The sequence below is a fragment of the Pseudomonas sp. AC532 genome (assembly GCF_979258965.1).
Genome location: NZ_OZ409888.1, coordinates 4,029,734 through 4,045,274, shown reverse-complemented (window position 1 = coordinate 4,045,274; position 15,541 = coordinate 4,029,734). Strand labels below are relative to the sequence as shown.

Here is a 15,541-nt window from a genome sequence, read left to right as displayed (position 1 = left end):
CACAATTTTCACACAATGAAATAATTCGCGGTGACAGCGGCTCGGCAAGGTACCTGCCGAACCCGCAATCACAACCTTAAGGGCGTCACTCGACGAGCGTTTCAGCTCGCTGTCACAGGCTGCCAAGAATCATGTGGACGTCCAGCAGCATCGTTCTTTTGCGCTTACGCCAACCGTTCCAGGCTTTCTGGAATCAACTGCCCTCAAACAGTCAGACCTAAACCCTCATGTTCGAATTATTCAGCGGGCTCGACGCCTGGTTGGCACTGAGCCTGGGGCTTGCCCTGCTCTTCGTGCTCACCTTCGAATTCATCAACGGCTTCCACGACACAGCCAATGCCGTGGCGACGGTCATCTACACCAAAGCCATGCCGCCCAACCTGGCGGTGGTGATGTCGGGCATCTTCAACTTCTTCGGTGTGCTGCTGGGTGGTGTCGGGGTGGCTTACGCCATCGTGCACCTGCTGCCGGTCGAGCTGCTGATCAACGTCAACACCAGCCACGGCCTGATCATGGTCTTCTCGCTGTTGGCTGCGGCGATCACCTGGAACCTTGGCACCTGGTACTTCGGCATTCCAGCTTCCAGCTCGCACACGCTGATCGGCTCGATTCTCGGTGTGGGCTTGGCCAACGCATTGCTGACCGACATTCCACTCAGCGATGGCGTGAACTGGCAGAAAGCCGGTGATATCGGCCTGTCGCTGATCTTCTCGCCGATCGCCGGCTTCGTCGTCGCTGCCCTGCTGTTCCTGGCGCTCAAGCGCTGGATGCCGACGCCCAAGGTGCACAGCACGCCTGTGACACGCAAGGAAATCAAAGGCAAGAACAAGCCGCCGTTCTGGAACCGCCTGGTATTGATCGTATCGGCCATGGCGGTGAGCTTCGTGCACGGATCCAACGATGGGCAGAAAGGCATCGGCCTGATCATGCTGGTGCTGATCGGCATCGTGCCAGCCAAGTTCGTGCTCGACCTCAACAGCACCACCTACCAGATCGAACGCACCCGCGATGCGGCCATTCACCTGGGCGAGTTCTACCAGCGCAACGCGCCGACCCTGAATGAATTTCTGGCCCTCGGCAAAGTCGGCAACACGGAACTGCCCAGGCAGTTCCGCTGCGATCCGAAACTGACCGAGCCGACCATCGCGGCGCTGCTGCGCAACCTGGACGGCGTCAAGGACTACCACAGCCTGAGCGAAGAGAGCCGTATCGATATCCGCCGCTACCTGCTGTGCCTGGATGACTCGGCGAAGAAGGTCGGCAAGCTGGAAAACCTGCCCGCCCGCGATAAGGCCGACCTCGACAAGCTGCGCAAGGACCTGACCGCAACCACCGAGTACGCGCCTTTCTGGGTGATCATCGCCGTGGCCCTGGCGCTGGGGATCGGCACCATGGTTGGCTGGAAGCGCGTGGTGAAGACCGTTGGCGAAAAGATCGGCAAGCAGGGCATGACCTACGCCCAGGGCATGAGCGCGCAGATCACCGCGGCCTGCGCCATCGGCCTGGCCAACGTCTACAGCCTGCCGGTGTCCACCACCCATGTGCTGTCATCGGGGGTCGCGGGCACCATGGTCGCCAACCGCAGCGGCTTGCAGGGCAGCACCATCAGTAACATCCTGCTGGCCTGGGTGCTCACCCTGCCCACCTCGATGGCCCTGGCAGCTGGCCTGTTCTACGGCGCCACACTGATCTTCGGCTGATCGTCACAGCACACCAGGTGGCCGTTCGGCGGCCACCTGGATGATGACGCGCCTAACGGCGTCGCGCAGCCACCTTTGCACGGCGCCCTGGCGGCCCGATCACATGTGCCTCACGTCGCCGTCCTGGAGAATCTCGGCTTCCTGGGCGCGCTGCTCCTGCAACTGATCGACCGCCTGCGGGGCGAAGCGCAGTATCAGGCAGGCAAGCGTCGCGCTGAGCAGTGAGCCAAGCAGGATGCCGATCTTGGATTGTTCCACCAGCGCCGCAGAGCCGGGGAACGCCAGGCCACTGATGAACAGGCTCATGGTGAAGCCGATGCCGCACAGCATCGACACCGCGTAGATCTGCAGCCAGGTACAGCCACGTGGCTTGGCCGCGAGGCCTGTCTTGACTGCCAGGAGCACGCCGCCGAATACCCCCAGTTGCTTGCCGAGCAGCAGGCCCGCGGCGATACCCAGCGGCAGCGGTGCGAAGACGTCGCTGACGGAAACCCCCGCGAACGACACCCCGGCGTTGGCGAAACCAAACGCCGGCACGATCAGAAAACCCACCCAGGGCGCTATCCCGTGCTCGAGCCGGTGCAGCGGCGAACGCGCGTCGTCCGGCTGGCCAGGTGACGGCAGGTAGGGGATCAGCAGCGCACCGACGACACCGGCGATGGTGGCATGCACGCCAGACAGCAGGGTCACGTACCAGAGCGCCACCAAACCCAGCACATAAGGCCATAACACCATGACGCGCATACGGTTGAGCGCGAACAGGATGCCGATGATCCCAGCTGCGGAAATGAGTGCGGCGACGTTGATGGATGACGTGTAGAAGACCGCAATCACCGCCACCGCGCCCATGTCGTCGATGATCGCCACCGACACCAGCAGCAGCTTCAGGGAAAGCGGCGCATGACGGCCCAGTAGGGCCAGCGCACCGACGGCGAAGGCGATGTCCGTGGCGGCAGGGATCGCCCAGCCGTTGGTCAGTATCGGATCGCCGTTGGTGAGCATCAGGTAGATCAAGGCGGGCACGGCCATGCCCATCAACGCTGGCAGAGCGGGCAGGCGCCGCTGCTCCCAGGAGGACAGGCGTCCATCCACCAGTTCGCGCTTGATCTCCAGGCCGACCAGCAGGAAGAAGATCGCCATGAGCCCGTCATTGATCCACAGGTGCGGTGTCATCGGCCCGAGCTTTTCGCTCAGCACAGGCCCTGCAAAGCCATGCAGAATGTGATGATAGGCCTCTGCCAGGGGGCTGTTGGCGACCACTATGGCGGCGGCGGCGGCGATCATCAGCAGTACGCCGCCTGCCGATTCGCTGGCGAGAAATCGCCTCAGCGCAGACGGTTTGGCAGCAGGTATTGATGACGAAAGAGACATGGCTAAACGCTCCTTGGGCGAATGGAGGACGAGGTATTTCGCGCACGCGACAGGGGCTTCGGAGCGAAAGCCGGACACGAGCAAGCGCTACCGTGGCTGGCAGGCAGACGAGATGTGGGGAAAGGCTTGGCGCAGCACCGATGGCGAGCGATCGGCTCAGGCGATGAATCGAGGGGCAATGGGCAGTACGCGTACATCAGGGCCTCACGGAAAACGACTAATCGTTCTCCGTATAGGGGCCAGCCCCCGGCGCACGCAGCACACGCCATGACTGGATATTACCTGCTCGCGCTGAACGCTTTCAACCCACGCCAGCCTATGTTCCTGCAGGTTTTTCCAGCGGCAGAAAACACCTGAAAAGCGGTTGTGGCGCTAGTGGCCAATTCGATCCAGTTCGCGCTGCAGCGCCTCACGGGTCAACCGATCGAACGGCAGCGCCAGGAAAGCGCGGCAGCGTCGTTCGATTTGCTTCAGCACGGCGGTAAACGCCGCGTCGACCCGTGCTTGATCGCCCGTCACCTCGGAGGGATCGGCAAGCCCCCAGTGGGCCTTCAAGGCCGGCCCGAAATACACGGGGCAGGCTTCACCCGCCGCCCTGTCGCAGACGGTAATGACGATATCCGGCGGCTGCGCTTCGAAGGCCTCGTTACCCTTGCTACTCAGCCCCTCGACGGCAACGCCTGCCTGGCGCAGCGTGTGCAACGTGCGCGGCAGAACCTGGCCCCTCGGGAAGCTGCCCGCGCTGACAGCCTCGAAGCCAGCGGGGGCCAGGTGGTTGAACAGCGCTTCGCAAAGGATGCTGCGGCAGCTATTGGCGGTACACATGAACAGAATCCGCAGAGGTGTTCCTGTCGGCATTGGCAACCTCAAAGGCTCAGGCGCACGGCAAGTGCGCAAAGGGTGATGAACAGGACGGGAAAGGTCAGCAAGGCGCCGACCTTGAGGTAATAGCCCCAGGTAATGCGTATTCCCTTGCGCTGCAGCACGTGCAGCCAAAGCAAGGTGGCCAGGCTGCCGATGGGGGTGATTTTCGGCCCCAGGTCACAGCCGATGACGTTGGCATAGATCATTGCCTCGCGAACCGCTCCGCTACTGGCGCTGGCATCGATGGACAGTGCGCCGATCAGCACACTGGGCATGTTGTTCATCACCGACGACAGCAGCGCCGACAGCAAGCCAGTGCCAAGGGCAGCCGCCCAGAGACCGTGGCCGGCCAGGTAATCGAGAAGCTGGCTGAGGTAACCGGTCAGGCCGGCATTGCTCAGGCCAAAGACCACCAGGTACATCCCCAGGGAAAACACCACGATTTGCCAAGGCGCCTCGCGTAGCACGCGGCGCGTCGAAATGACCCTCCCCCTGGCCGCCACGGCATAGAGGATGGTCGCGCACACCGCCGCGACGGCGCTGACCGGCACGCCCATGGGCTCCAGCACGAACAGGCCGAGCAGAAGCAGGGCCAGTATCCACCAGCCCACCACGAACGTGGTGCGGTCCTGGATGGCCGCAGTCGGGGCTTTGAGGTCCGTCAGCAGATAGATTGCGGGTACATCGCGGCGAAAGTAGAGCCACAGCACCAGCAGCGTGCTGGCGATGCTGACCAGGGTCACCGGCACCATCACCGAGGCGTACTCGGCAAAGCCCAGTTCGAAGAAATCGGCGGAGACGATGTTCACCAGGTTCGACACCACCAGCGGCAGGCTGGCCGTGTCGGCAATGAAGCCTGCCGCCATGACGAATGCCAGCGTGGCCCCCGCCGAGAAACGCAGCGCCACCAGCAGGGAAATGACGATGGGCGTGAGGATCAGGGCCGCGCCGTCGTTGGCGAACAACGCGGATACCGCCGCTCCCAGCAGGACGATGAAGGCGAACAGGCGCCGCCCGCTGCCCCCGGCCCAGCGGGCCACATGCAATGCCGCCCATTCGAAGAAACCGGCCTCGTCCAGCAGCAGGCTGACGACGATGATCGCGATGAAGGTCGCTGTGGCGTTCCATACCACCGCCCAGACGGTGGGAATGTCCTGCAAGGACACCGCCCCCACCGCGAGCGCGAGAGCCGCTCCGATGCTCGCGCTCCAACCGACTCCCAGGCCTTTTGGTTGCCAGATCACCAGCACCAGCGTGAAAACGAAGACCGCCGCAGCCACAAGCATGATGAACCCTCGTTCCGGTCAGCAGCAGGCAGCAGCGCGCTCAGGACGGCCCTGCATGCTCATGAGACGCGCGGTGCTGCCCTGCAACCAGGCGGCATTGGCTACCGCAGTGATGCGCAGCACCTCGCGCAACCACGGTGCCATGTCCGGATCGAGTCGGTAGTAGACCCACTGGCCCTGGCGGCGATCACGCAGCAGGCCGGCGGTACGCAGCTGCGCGAGGTGGCGGCTGACCTTGGACTGGTTGTCCTCGAGGGCGCACATGAGCTCGCAGACGCATAGCTCGCCCTGCTCGGCGATGAGCAGGGTGGCGCGGGCACGGGTTTCGTCAGCCAGGCACTTGAAGGCGTCGGGTGGCGTCAAGAGAGGCTCCATATATGCGGGAAACCGAATATACGGATATTCACATATACAAGGCGCCGTTGCCTAGCCCTTAATGATCCCGAGGCGCGGTGATGACTTTATCGCCCGCTCAATGCATACGGGGCCACCGTGCGCCTCAATTGGCAGCAGCTGCGGGAATGCGCCGCAATACATCGTCGTAGGGCGCCAGATCCAGAAAGGCGGTGACCTCAACCGCCTTGCCGTCGCGCATGTGGAAGATCCACACATAGCTGTTCTCGTAGGCCTGCCCGTCACGCGCCACACCCGCCCCATTCCACTGGATGATGACATGGTCACCATCTGCCCATACCTGCCTGCTGGTCGGCCTGACGGGGGTGGAAAGTCGCGATACGAATGGCCTCACTGCTTCCTCGACAAACCCCTCCCGGCCGCGGTGCACACCCGCCGACGGCCCCGATCCCTTGATGGTCCAGACGACATCGGGCGCCAGCATCTCGCTGAAAAAGGCGCTGCCGCCGGCGGCCCAACGATCGAAGGCCTGGCTGACCAGCGCCCTGTTGTGCGCTTCGTTGTTCTGCTGCGCAGCCGTGCTGGCCGCGACGGGAAAGAGCCCGCTGGCGCCCAGCAGCATGACGGCCAGCACAGCGCAGCGGGTGTTGCGAACGAGGGATGGGTACATGGCTGAAACGCCTCCTGGCGTGGTGATGTCGGGATCGAAGGGGGAGGCCCCGGTGGGGGCTGGCGGGAATCTGTGCGGCCACCCTCAGGCGACGTTCACATGCCCGATCGTCCGATATGACGGAGGTGATCGGTGCACGCGGCGCACATACCTCAGCGCCCTCAAGCACTACGATCTGCCAGCCATTGCGCGTCAGTCTGCCGCCAGGGCCCGTGCACCCTGTAGCAGGATCGTCCTGAGTGCTTGTACGATTGTCCGGGCACGCAAATATCAACGGTTGACGCACGCCCTCCGCGGGCGAGGAGCGAGCAGTGGAATCTCTGGAAAGCCTGGTCGACATCATCAGCCGCCACACGCCGGCAGACGGCCTGCGGCCAACGTCGATAGCGGGAGTCAGCCTGGTACGCTCGGACACACCGACGGTGCCCATGCCGGTCGTCTATGAGCCCACGCTGTGTCTCATCGCCCAGGGGCGTAAACAGGTGGTGGCCGGAACCGTCGCCTACGTCTACGACGCAGCCAACTACCTGGTCGCCTCCGTGGATATCCCGGTAATGGGTTCGGTCATCGAGGCCAGTCCGGCAGCGCCCTACCTGTGCCTGGTGCTCGACCTGGACATGCCGGTACTCAGCGAGCTCGCCCTGCAATACCCGCTCGCCGTCGGCGTAAGCGACCCACCGGCGGCGGGTATCGAGCTCAACGACATCACGCCGGAGCTCCTCGACGCCGTGGTGCGGCTTGCCCGCCTGCTGGATCAGCCCGACGACATCGAGGCCCTGGCACCGCTGATCACCCGCGAGATTCTCTATCGCCTGCTGACCAGCAACGGCGGCAATGGCATGGTGCGGCAGTTGGCCAGGGCCGACAGCCGTCTCCGGCAGATCGCCAGGGCGATCGCCTGGCTGCGCAGCCACTACCGGGAAACCTGCCGGATCGATGACATCGCCGACATCGCGGGGATGAGCCGCTCGACCTTCCACGCCCATTTCAAGGCCGTCACCTCGATGACACCCTTGGAGTTTCGCAGCCAGTTGCGGCTGCAGGAGGCGCGGCGCCTGATGGTTGCCGAAGCCCTCGACGCCGCCGGTGCCGGTTACCGGGTCGGCTACGAAAGCCCCTCGCAGTTCAGCCGGCACTATGCCCGCCTGTTCGGCCTGCCACCAGCCCGGGATGCCAACCGCCTGCGCGGCGCCGCCATCACAAGCGAAAGCGCTGGTGAATAGCCTGGGCGAGCAAGTCGATGGCCTGGTTGCTCGGCGACGAGGCTGAGCGGACGAACACCACCTCGTGCTCGGCGATGGCGGGCAGGTCGTCGAGAATCTGCATGCTCGCGGTCACCCGTGCGCGGTCCATCAGGGTGACCGCCAGGCCCGCCTCGACACACGCGGCGATGGCCTGCCCGGAGGGGCTGTCGAGCACCACTCGCCAGTTGCGTCCGCTTTCCTTGAGCGACGCCAGCATCACGCTGCGGTATGGGCAATCCGCCGCGTGGAGGGCCAGCGGCAGCTCCCCGTCCCACGCGGCTGGGCCGGTGGCAGCACCGACCCAGACAGGGGTGGTGGCGACCAGCACGCGTACGTTCTCGCTGCGTTGCGCCTTGGGCAGGGTCATCACGGCCGCATGCAGGCTGCCGCGCTGCAACTGCTCACGCAGCGTATAGCTGGGTGCGGTCTTAACCTCCAGAACCACATTGGGCCAGGCTGCCGAGAACAGCGGCAGGATGTCGCGGATGACATGCGCCGCATACTCGTCGGGAATCCCCAACTTGACGCGGCCCACCAGGTGCGGCCCGTGCAGGTCCGCGAGCACCCGATCATGGGTGGCGAGCAGGTCGGTGGTCGACACCAGCAAGCGCTTGCCCAGCGCGGTGAGGCCGACGGACTGGTTGTCGCGATCCAGCAGCCGCCCGCCAGCCACTGCCTCCAGGCGCTGGATGTGCACACTGATGGCGGCCGGGCTCTTGTGCAGTTGCTCGGCCGCCGCCTTGAAGCGACCACTGCGCGCCACGGCATGAAAAGTACGCACCAGGTCGATATCGAGAACACCCGTCATGATTCAATAAATCCAAACTACCAGTTGAATGTATTTTGATTTATTAGATTAGTCGGTTTTCGTAGCCTGCGCCTACACCCTGATTACTGGATTGTCATGGCCGGCCTATCGATACTGCGCACCTGGCACACCGCCGTTCCCCTGGTGATACTCGAAGCAGCTCTGGTGATCGCCTGGAGCTCGGGCTTCATTGGCGCGCGCTTTTCGATCGATCATGCGCCGGCCATGCTGGTGGTGTTCTGGCGCTGCGTGCTGGTCACGCTGGCGTTGCTGCCCTGGGTACTTGGCGCCCTGCGCCGTGCCTCGCCGACAGCGCTGCTGCACAACGCCGGCATCGGCTTTCTGGCCATGGCCGGCTACCTCGCCGGCGTCGTGCAGGGGGTGGCCATGGGCGTTCCGGCAGGACTGGTGGCGCTGCTCGCCGACCTGTTGCCGATCGGCGTCGCGCTACTGGCAGCGACGGCATTGCGCCAGCGCCTCGGGTGGGCCACCTGGACCGGCCTGGCACTCGGCCTGGCGGGCGTGGTGCTGGTCACTTCGGATGCCCTGGCATGGGGCAAGGCGCCTCTCTGGGCCTATGGCCTGCCGCTGCTCGGCATGCTCTCGCTGGCCGTGGCCACGCTGTGGCAGAAACGCTCGAACGCCTCGACCTCACTGGATCTGGTCACCAACCTGTGGCTGCAATGCTGCGTGTCCAGCCTGGCCTTCGCGGTGCTTGCCGGGCTGGAGGGCAGCCTGATGCCGGTGCCGTCGAGCGGCTTCGTGCTGAGCGTGCTGTGGACGGCCAGCGTCTCCACCCTCGGCGGCTATGGCCTGTACTGGCTGTGCCTGCGCCGCTCCTCGGCAACCCGTGTCGCCAGCGTGCTGTACCTGAGCCCGGCGGTGACCCTGCTGTGGGCCTGGGCGATGTTCGACGAGCCGCTGTCCTGGCTGATGGCGCTGGGCACGGTCATCTCGGCGCTGGGTATCTGGATGGTGGTGCGCAACGAACCCGCCGAGGGCCGCTAGCGGTCACGGCAACGGGTGAAGAACCGCTAGCGTTGCATGTGCCCTGCCCGCCTAGTTGCCGAGTTTCCTCAGCGGGTAGATGTCGTAGCGGCTGGATTTACCCTCCAACGCGTAGCCGGGCCTGGCACCCTCGATGATCGGCGCCTTGCGCGGGCGCTTGACCACGACGCGGTGGCTGGCCAGCTTCAGGGCTGCGGCAAGGAGCGCCGGAGCGTCCGGGTCGTCTCCCACGAATGGTCGAAACAGGCGCATCTCCTTCTTCACCAGTGCGCTCTTGTCGCGATGGGGAAACATCGGGTCGAGATAGATCACCTGGGGCACCTCGTCCTGCCAGTCGGCCATGAGCGAGATCGCATTGCCTTGCAGCAAGCGCATGCGCGCGACGATGGCCGCCACCTCGGCGTCTGCGGCGGCGCGCTGCAAGCCATCTTCGAGCAGCGCGCCGATCAGGGGTTGGCGCTCGATCAGGCTGAGGGTGCAACCGAGGCTGGCCAGCACGAAGGCATCGCGGCCAAGGCCGGCAGTAGCATCCAGCACGCGCGGGCGAATACCTGGCTGGACACCCACGGCCTTGGCAATCATCTGCCCGGCACCGCCGCCGAACTGACGGCGATGGGCCACCGCACCTTCGACGAAATCCACCCGCACCGGCCCGGGCGCCTGAGGGCCCAGCTCGACCAGTTGCAGGCCGGCATCACCGAGTTGCAGAGCGAACTCGGCCTCCTCGTCCATGGGCAGCCCGAGGCGCTGCGCCCATTGCTGCGCAGCCTGGTACAGATGCGGCCCTAGGGCCTGCATGCGGATGCGCGCGGCGGGCTGTGTTTCAGTCATTGCGGATCGTCCATCGGTGGCAGAAAGGGCGGCTATCGACCTGGGCAGTTTTAGCGCAGCCTCGGGGCTAAACTCGGGCATCGGCCGGCCGATACCCTGGTATGCGATAGTTTGCCAGAGCCAGCCGCTGCATGTTCGACGTCATCTCCCGAATTCCCGGTGCCCCCGGGGTCGCCGCCCAGAAAGCCGGCGCGCCTAGCAGCGCCAGTGCGGCCCTCTACGACCAGATTCTGCGCAGCGTGTTGCTGTCGATGGAGGCGCCAGCGGCCAGCCAGTTGCCCGCGCCGGAACCCGACAACGAGATGCACTGGCGGGACAACCGCACCCTCGAAGACGTCATGATGCAACGCCAGTTCAACTGCTCGGTGAGCGACGTCGACAGCGCCCACTGCCTCGACCAATTGCTGATCCAGGCACGGCCTGGCGGCAACGCGCCCGAGGCCCCCAACCCGCTGCTCGCCGAATCGCTGCAACCCTGGGAGCTGCTGCTTGGGCAACTGGCGTTGCAGCAGCGTCTGGCAGGCTGATCTAGCGAGGCTGACGCCGATTGCCTGCTGCGCTAGCGGCACATCCGAAACATGCCCATGTCCAGGTGGAAGTGGTCGCGGTGCGCCGCGTTGTAGTCCGGGCCCAGGGTGGTGTTGAAACTCTGGCAGGCGGCCTTTTGCACCTGGCGCAGGAACAGCGACTTGTCATCGCTGCCGGGCCAGTCACGCAACACGCTGATCCGCCTGCCATCGGCGAGGCGAAAGCCGACGATGTCCAGGGCATTCGCCGATGCATGCTGGCTGCGCCGCTGGCTGCCGGCGATGGTGCGACAGGCGAAGCTGCCGACGTGATCGACCTGCGTGACACGCTGGCCAAAGCGCTGCTGAGCGATGGGCTGCAGGCCGTGCCGTTCGAACAGGGCGAATGCCGCGGCCACCGGGCAGGTGGCGATGAAGCTGCTGCTCAAGCGCACCTCGCTGCCCTGCACCCGCACGGTGTTGGTCAGCGGGCAATCGGTTGCCGGCGTACTATCGGCCAGCGCCACGTAACGCAGCGACGACGTGTCCAGCACCGTGCGGCACAACGCCGGGTCATCCTGCAGGCGGCGCAGCTTGTAACCGGTCAGCCAGTTCGGTGCATCGCGCAGGTCCAGCGGTGCCCAGGGGTTCCAGCGTGGTGGCACATCGATCCATTGCCGGTACAGCGCCAGCGGGCCACCCACCACGACGAACAGCAGCAGCGCGATCAGGAACTGGCGCATGCTCAGCCGCGGAACAGGTCATTGATGCGGTCGAACGGCAGCGCCTCGTGCGTGGCGCGCAAATCGCCCGAGCCAGCCAGGGAAGTGGCCGCCTGCAGGAAAGCCCCGTACGCCACCCGCGCCAGATTGGAGCCGAGGCTGACGCGCCTCACCCCGAGCGCGGCCAGCTCGTCGAGCGACAGGCGCAGCCCTGGCGAGCCGACCAGGACGTTGACCGGGCGTGGCGCCACGGCCTGCACCACCGCCATGATCTCGTCACGCTGGGTCAGCCCCGGCGCGTAGAGCACGTCGGCGCCAGCCTCGGCGTAGGCGACCAGGCGGCGAATGGTGTCGTCCAGATCCGCGCGGCCGTGCAGGTAGTTCTCTGCTCGCGCGGTCAAGGTGAAGGGAACGTCCAGGCTGCGCACGGCTGCCACCGACGCACGGATGCGCTCCACCGCCCGTTCAAGATCATAGATAGGGGCATCGACGCGCCCGGTGGCGTCTTCGATGGAGCCGCCGACCAGACCGGCCGCTGCCGCCAGGCGCAAGGTCTGCGCGCAGTCCTCGGGGTCGTCGCCGTAGCCGTTTTCCAGATCCGCGGTTACCGGCAGCGCAGTGGCGGCGACGATGTCCCGTGCATTGGCCAGCGCCTCGTCGCGCGACACCGCGCCTTCGCCATCGCGCCGGCCCAGGGAGAACGCCAGGCCCGCACTGGTGGTCGCCAAGGCCTGGAAATCGAGGCTGGCAAGCAGCTTCGCCGAGCCGGCATCCCAGGGGTTGGGCACGACCAGCAGTTCATCCTGATGATGAAGCTGGCGGAAACGTTCACCGAGGCGCTGCTGAATGGACATGCTCGTTCTCCCTGGAGGCTGGCCGACCTGATCGGATCAGCGTGCAGGGTATCGGAGTTTTCCAGCCGGGAAGAAATTCACTGTTTCGCAGAGAGGCGCCACAGGCGCGCCATCAGCCCTGCGAGCGCATGCCCTGGGACAGGCCCAGTACCAACCAGAGCAGGTTCTGGCTGGCCTGCACCTGGGCAGCTGACGTGCTCTTGAGGGCGGGATTGGCGCAGTAGCTGCGCCCGTAGCTACTGACCACGCCATGGCCGGGCTCATACCAGGAAGCCGCAGCGGCCACCGACACGCTGAGGGCAGCGATGAGAAACGCACCTCGCGCCATTTCTAGTTTCATGATCGCAACCTCTTGATCGGGCGGCTAAACGCAGTTCGCTAACACTAGATCAATTAAACGGTTGCAACTTTTATCAAGACGAACGGTAGTCGTTGGTGTCGCGCCACCACCACGCGCAGGGCGCAGGACCCGCCCCAGGCGAATTCACCGCAAAAAAAACCCCGCGACAGGCGCGGGGTGTTTTTCTACAGCAGGTGCCGGGTGGCTTACATCATGCCGCCCATGCCACCCATGCCGCCCATGTCCGGCATGGCCGGGCCGCCTTTGTCGTCAGCCACTTCAGCGATCATCGCTTCGGTGGTGATCATCAGGCTGCCGATGGAAGCAGCAGCTTGCAGCGCGGAACGGGTGACTTTGGCCGGATCGAGAATACCCATCTCGATCATGTCGCCGTACACGCCGGTCGCAGCGTTGTAGCCGTAGTTGCCGGAACCCTGCTTGACCTTGTCGACCACCACGCTCGGCTCGTCGCCGGCGTTGGCCACGATCTGGCGCAGCGGGGCTTCGACAGCACGGCGCAGCAGCGCGATACCGACGTTCTGGTCTTCGTTGTCGCCTTTGAGCTCGGAGATGGCCTGCAGAGCACGCACCAGGGCAACGCCGCCGCCAGGTACCACGCCTTCTTCGACAGCTGCACGGGTGGCGTGCAGGGCGTCTTCAACGCGGGCTTTCTTCTCTTTCATTTCAACTTCGGTACCGGCACCGACCTTGATCACGGCAACACCGCCAGCCAGCTTGGCCAGACGCTCTTGCAGCTTCTCTTTGTCGTAGTCGGAGGTGGTGTCTTCGACCTGCTTGCGAATCTGCGCAACGCGCGACTCGATATCGGTCTGCTGACCGGCGCCGTCGATGATGGTGGTGTTTTCCTTGTTGAGGACAACACGCTTGGCTTGACCCAGGTGCTCCAGGGTGGCGCTTTCCAGGCTCAGGCCGACTTCTTCGGAGATCACGGTACCGCCAGTCAGGATGGCGATGTCCTGCAGCATGGCCTTGCGACGATCACCGAAGCCCGGCGCCTTGACGGCAGCGACCTTGACGATACCGCGCATGTTGTTGACGACCAGGGTCGCCAGCGCTTCGCCTTCGACGTCTTCGGCCACGATCAGCAGCGGACGGCCAGCCTTGGCGACAGCTTCCAGCACCGGCAGCATTTCGCGGATGTTGGAAATCTTCTTGTCGACCAGCAGCAGCAGCGGGCTGTCCAGCTCGGCGACCATGGTGTCCGGCTTGTTGATGAAGTACGGCGACAGGTAGCCGCGGTCGAACTGCATGCCTTCTACGACGGACAGTTCGTTTTCCAGGCCCGAGCCTTCTTCAACGGTGATCACGCCTTCTTTGCCGACTTTTTCCATCGCTTCGGCAATGATCTGGCCGATGGAGTCGTCGGAGTTGGCGGAAATGGTACCGACCTGAGCGATGGCCTTGGTGTCGGCGCACGGCTTGGAGAGGTTCTTCAGCTCTTTGACGATGGCGATGGTGGCCTTGTCGATACCACGCTTCAGATCCATCGGGTTCATGCCGGCAGCGACGGCTTTCAGGCCTTCGTTGACGATGGCCTGAGCCAGAACGGTAGCGGTGGTGGTGCCATCACCGGCAGCGTCGTTGGCCTTGGAGGCAACGTCCTTGACCAGTTGGGCGCCCATGTTCTCGAAGCGATCTTTCAGCTCGATTTCTTTGGCGACGGAAACGCCGTCCTTGGTGATGGTCGGAGCACCGAAGCTCTTCTCCAGCACCACGTTGCGGCCTTTCGGGCCCAGGGTGGCTTTAACGGCATCAGCCAGGACGTTCACACCGGCGAGCATTTTCTTACGGGCGGAGTCGCCGAACTTAACTTCTTTAGCAGCCATGGAAATTGATCCTCAATTCTTGACGGTTAAACGGAGATTCGCGGGAAATCAGGCTTCGACGACAGCGAGGATTTCGTTCTCGCTCATCACCAGCAGGTCTTCGCCGTCGACTTTGACGGTGTTGCTGCCCGAATACGGGCCGAAAACCACTTTGTCACCGACCTTGACGGCCAGCGCGCGGACTTCACCGCTATCCAGAACACGGCCAGTGCCGACAGCAACGATTTCGCCCTGATTCGGCTTTTCTGCAGCCGAACCCGGCAGCACGATACCGCCAGCGGTTTTGGTTTCTTCTTCGCTGCGACGGATCACGACGCGGTCATGCAAAGGACGAAGCTTCATTGTCGATCTCTCCCAATAGTTGTTGACTTCAACCGGTGTTCTCACCGGCAGGATCATGGCGCTGCGCATTACACGTAGCGCCGAAATATGTTTCAGCGCGGAACGCTGAAAAAACCTTGCGGTGACCGCTACATAAGGTCGAACAAGAGCAATTCAAGGGCACGGGCGAAAATTTTTACGCCGCCGGCGCGTTACCGACGCCCGCGCAGAAATGCCGAGCCCCGGGCTGGCATGGCCAGACCGGGGCTCGTTTGCAGCCTGATGCGGGGTATCACTCGCGGCGTTCGTACTCGCCTTCGAGGACGTTCGGCCGACTGGCGCCAGGCCCCGGCTGGCCATTGCGCGCTGCCAGATCGTCCGCGAAGGCACGACGGCGCTCGGCCTGTTCGGCGGCACGGCGACGTACCCGTTCGACCAGCTTGCGGCGCGTGAACGGCAGCAGACACAGCACACCGATCACGTCACTGATGAAACCGGGCAACAGCAACAGGCCGCCGCCGACGGCCATCATCAGGCCCTGCAACACTTCCTGGTCGGGCATCTCGCCGCGGGCCAGCCGCTCGCGAGCACGCCACGCGGTGGTGATGCCGGCAATGCGCAGCATCAGAGCGCCGAAGATCGACGTGGCAATCACCAGCGCGATGGTCGGCAGCACGCCAATGGCACTGCCCACCGAAATCAGCACGGCCAATTCGAAAATCGGGAACAGCAAAAACAACAACATGAATATGCGCATCACGGTTTCCTTTACGGAAGAACGCCTTCCAGTAGGAGGGAAGTATGGGGCCTTGCGC

17 protein-coding genes are annotated in these 15,541 nt (G+C 64.3%); 4 read left to right on the top strand and 13 right to left on the bottom strand.

Going from position 1 to position 15,541, the window contains the following annotated elements; translation table 11 throughout:
* Positions 1 to 227 precede the first annotated feature (227 nt).
* On the top strand, positions 228 to 1,700 hold the full coding sequence (locus tag ACZ0AV_RS18815; protein ID WP_499152437.1) for an inorganic phosphate transporter: 1,473 nt from the start codon (positions 228 to 230) through the stop codon (positions 1,698 to 1,700).
* Between the two features lie 99 nt (positions 1,701 to 1,799).
* On the opposite strand, the gene nhaA is transcribed toward ACZ0AV_RS18815, so the two are convergent.
* The 5 genes from nhaA to ACZ0AV_RS18790 all read right to left on the bottom strand — a co-directional run bounded on the left by nhaA (position 1,800) and on the right by ACZ0AV_RS18790 (position 6,245).
* Positions 1,800 to 3,071, bottom strand: a complete 1,272-nt coding sequence (gene nhaA / locus ACZ0AV_RS18810) for a Na+/H+ antiporter NhaA (RefSeq protein WP_499152436.1) — start codon at positions 3,069 to 3,071, stop codon at positions 1,800 to 1,802.
* A 372-nt stretch (positions 3,072 to 3,443) separates the two neighbouring features.
* Positions 3,444 to 3,911, bottom strand: coding sequence for an arsenate reductase ArsC (locus ACZ0AV_RS18805; protein WP_499153399.1), 468 nt, complete (start codon positions 3,909 to 3,911; stop codon positions 3,444 to 3,446).
* A gap of 26 nt (positions 3,912 to 3,937) precedes the next feature.
* A complete protein-coding gene (locus tag ACZ0AV_RS18800; RefSeq protein WP_499152435.1) occupies positions 3,938 to 5,221 on the bottom strand; it encodes an arsenic transporter in 1,284 nt (427 codons plus the stop codon).
* A gap of 18 nt (positions 5,222 to 5,239) precedes the next feature.
* Positions 5,240 to 5,596 carry a metalloregulator ArsR/SmtB family transcription factor gene (locus ACZ0AV_RS18795; protein WP_499152434.1) on the bottom strand — a complete coding sequence of 119 codons (357 nt, stop codon included), beginning with the start codon at positions 5,594 to 5,596 and terminating at the stop codon, positions 5,240 to 5,242.
* Positions 5,597 to 5,720: 124 nt separating this feature from the next.
* Entirely contained in the window at positions 5,721 to 6,245 is a 525-nt protein-coding gene (locus tag ACZ0AV_RS18790; protein ID WP_499152433.1) for a nuclear transport factor 2 family protein, read from the bottom strand.
* 311 nt (positions 6,246 to 6,556) lie between these two features.
* On the opposite strand from ACZ0AV_RS18790, the gene ACZ0AV_RS18785 reads away from it, so the two are divergent.
* Positions 6,557 to 7,468 carry an AraC family transcriptional regulator gene (locus ACZ0AV_RS18785; RefSeq protein WP_499152432.1) on the top strand — a complete coding sequence of 304 codons (912 nt, stop codon included), beginning with the start codon at positions 6,557 to 6,559 and terminating at the stop codon, positions 7,466 to 7,468.
* On the opposite strand, the gene ACZ0AV_RS18780 is transcribed toward ACZ0AV_RS18785, so the two are convergent.
* Positions 7,443 to 8,297 (bottom strand): LysR family transcriptional regulator, encoded by an 855-nt coding sequence (locus ACZ0AV_RS18780; RefSeq protein ID WP_499152431.1) that lies wholly within the window; start codon positions 8,295 to 8,297, stop codon positions 7,443 to 7,445. The genes ACZ0AV_RS18785 and ACZ0AV_RS18780 overlap by 26 nt on opposite strands.
* A 96-nt stretch (positions 8,298 to 8,393) precedes the next feature.
* Here ACZ0AV_RS18780 and ACZ0AV_RS18775 point away from each other — a divergent pair, with 96 nt between their 5' ends.
* Positions 8,394 to 9,305: a DMT family transporter gene (locus tag ACZ0AV_RS18775; RefSeq protein ID WP_499152430.1), complete on the top strand. Its 912-nt coding sequence runs from the start codon at positions 8,394 to 8,396 to the stop codon at positions 9,303 to 9,305.
* A gap of 51 nt (positions 9,306 to 9,356) precedes the next feature.
* Here the strand turns inward: ACZ0AV_RS18775 and ACZ0AV_RS18770 are convergent, their stop codons facing one another.
* The gene (locus ACZ0AV_RS18770; RefSeq protein WP_499153398.1) at positions 9,357 to 10,103 is read right to left on the bottom strand and encodes a class I SAM-dependent methyltransferase; all 747 of its coding nucleotides are present in this window, start codon (positions 10,101 to 10,103) and stop codon (positions 9,357 to 9,359) included.
* A 164-nt stretch (positions 10,104 to 10,267) separates the two neighbouring features.
* Here ACZ0AV_RS18770 and ACZ0AV_RS18765 point away from each other — a divergent pair, with 164 nt between their 5' ends.
* The gene (locus ACZ0AV_RS18765; RefSeq protein ID WP_499152429.1) at positions 10,268 to 10,663 is read left to right on the top strand and encodes a hypothetical protein; all 396 of its coding nucleotides are present in this window, start codon (positions 10,268 to 10,270) and stop codon (positions 10,661 to 10,663) included.
* Positions 10,664 to 10,695: 32 nt separating this feature from the next.
* Here the strand turns inward: ACZ0AV_RS18765 and ACZ0AV_RS18760 are convergent, their stop codons facing one another.
* The 6 genes from ACZ0AV_RS18760 to ACZ0AV_RS18735 all read right to left on the bottom strand — a co-directional run bounded on the left by ACZ0AV_RS18760 (position 10,696) and on the right by ACZ0AV_RS18735 (position 15,483).
* The gene (locus ACZ0AV_RS18760; RefSeq protein WP_499152428.1) at positions 10,696 to 11,385 is read right to left on the bottom strand and encodes an extensin-like domain-containing protein; all 690 of its coding nucleotides are present in this window, start codon (positions 11,383 to 11,385) and stop codon (positions 10,696 to 10,698) included.
* 2 nt (positions 11,386 to 11,387) lie between these two features.
* Positions 11,388 to 12,218: an isocitrate lyase/PEP mutase family protein gene (locus ACZ0AV_RS18755; RefSeq protein ID WP_499152427.1), complete on the bottom strand. Its 831-nt coding sequence runs from the start codon at positions 12,216 to 12,218 to the stop codon at positions 11,388 to 11,390.
* Positions 12,219 to 12,330: 112 nt separating this feature from the next.
* Complete coding sequence (locus tag ACZ0AV_RS18750; RefSeq protein WP_499152426.1) at positions 12,331 to 12,558, bottom strand: hypothetical protein; 228 nt, start codon at positions 12,556 to 12,558, stop codon at positions 12,331 to 12,333.
* A gap of 206 nt (positions 12,559 to 12,764) precedes the next feature.
* Positions 12,765 to 14,405 (bottom strand): chaperonin GroEL, encoded by a 1,641-nt coding sequence (gene groL / locus ACZ0AV_RS18745; protein WP_499152425.1) that lies wholly within the window; start codon positions 14,403 to 14,405, stop codon positions 12,765 to 12,767.
* Positions 14,406 to 14,453: 48 nt separating this feature from the next.
* Positions 14,454 to 14,747 (bottom strand): co-chaperone GroES, encoded by a 294-nt coding sequence (locus ACZ0AV_RS18740; RefSeq protein WP_042554944.1) that lies wholly within the window; start codon positions 14,745 to 14,747, stop codon positions 14,454 to 14,456.
* A gap of 271 nt (positions 14,748 to 15,018) precedes the next feature.
* Positions 15,019 to 15,483: an FxsA family protein gene (locus ACZ0AV_RS18735; RefSeq protein WP_499152424.1), complete on the bottom strand. Its 465-nt coding sequence runs from the start codon at positions 15,481 to 15,483 to the stop codon at positions 15,019 to 15,021.
* Positions 15,484 to 15,541 lie beyond the last annotated feature (58 nt).